The sequence below is a fragment of the Oleiphilus sp. HI0080 genome, assembly GCF_001635135.1.
Genome location: NZ_LWFU01000880.1, coordinates 1 through 1,371 on the forward strand (window position 1 = coordinate 1; position 1,371 = coordinate 1,371).

General features: G+C 47.5%; 2 protein-coding genes. Both read right to left on the reverse strand.

Features of this window, described 5'->3' with window-relative positions:
* On the reverse strand, positions 1-554 hold a 554-nt coding region (locus tag A3751_RS17570; RefSeq protein ID WP_197466459.1), incomplete at its 3' end, for a succinylglutamate desuccinylase/aspartoacylase family protein.
* A 174-nt stretch (positions 555-728) separates the two neighbouring features.
* The coding region (locus tag A3751_RS17575) for a diguanylate cyclase (RefSeq protein ID WP_068458311.1) at positions 729-1,371 on the reverse strand (643 nt) is incomplete at its 5' end.

Sequence of the window (1,371 nt, forward strand, 5' to 3'; positions counted from 1 at the left end):
AGGTAGGGCGTATCGACATACATATGCATCAATGCCTCAAAGTCGCAATGCATGTCGAGCACCCAATCAGCATCATGCGCGAGGTCAAGCAAGGTTAAGCGCATATCGGCCAGTTCAGTAGCACGGGGAATATGGGACAACGCAGTTTTAATCGCACCTCGAATGACTTGCTTGTTTTGATCCTCGTTCTGACTAAGTCGTGGCTCTATGTCATCAATAATAAGATCGTAAAAATCAGGATAACTCCGATTGAAATTCTCACCGCTAGTAAAGTCAAAGCGGCCAAGATGATCCCTCGCAAGGTGCTGAGAAAGGCCTATAGGATTGGCATACGGGACGAGAACGATCTCCCCTGCGATGAGCCCCTGCTCCTCTGCCTGGTTTAACAAGGTTCTCAGGTGGTGTAAGACTAACATTGGAGGAACTTCATCCGCATGCAAGCTAGCTTGCATATACACCTTCACATCTATGTCGCCACGACCGTAATGCAGGCTAAGAAGCTCTCTTCTCGTACCAATACTTTGCGACAATAGTTGATGCGTTTTTTGCTGCACAGCAGACCTCCAAAACTAGATAAAGTAGAGACGCGATCCGATACGTAATCACATGCAAGGAGGGTATATCACAGAGCACGGACGCTAACAGACTTCAGAGCAATTATCTAAAACGCGCCCAAAGCCTTTAGGAAGAAACGATTAAAAATCTGTTTTTGAATCGAGGCAAAAACCCTAAGCTCCAATTTGATTTCGGCCAGCCGCTTTTGCTTGATATAGATGCTCATCCGCGGCTCTAATCATTGACTCGATATCTGTGTGATCGACATTGCTCGCCACGCCAATACTTACAGTCACATAGTCCACAGTGCTGGATGTTTCATGTGGGAGCTTTTCCTCCTTCAATGCAGCAAGAATCCGAACCCCTACTTCTCTTGCCCCTTGCGCGCTGGTTTCAGGAAGAAGCACTAGAAACTCCTCACCACCAAAGCGGCAAGCTATATCAGCAGGCCTAAGCGTCGCTTTTTGCAGCGTTTCGGAGATTCTTTCTAGGCAACGGTCACCTTCTAAATGCCCGTAAAAGTCGTTATATGCTTTGAAATGATCGACATCCAAAAGCAAAATAGACAACGCTAGCTTGTTACGATTTGACCGAGACCACTCTCGCTCCATCGAGTTCATCATTCCTCTGCGGTTCAAAAGCTTGGTCAACGGATCAACATAAGCCATCGATTCGAGTTGTCGGTTGGCTTCTTGCAGCTGCTCTTGAACCCCAGCAATTCGCCCCATGGCGGATACCATGCTCTGCAATACAGCCGCATTTACTGGCTTAAACAAATAGGCGTCGCCGCCCGCCCCAATCCCTTCGATAAAATCA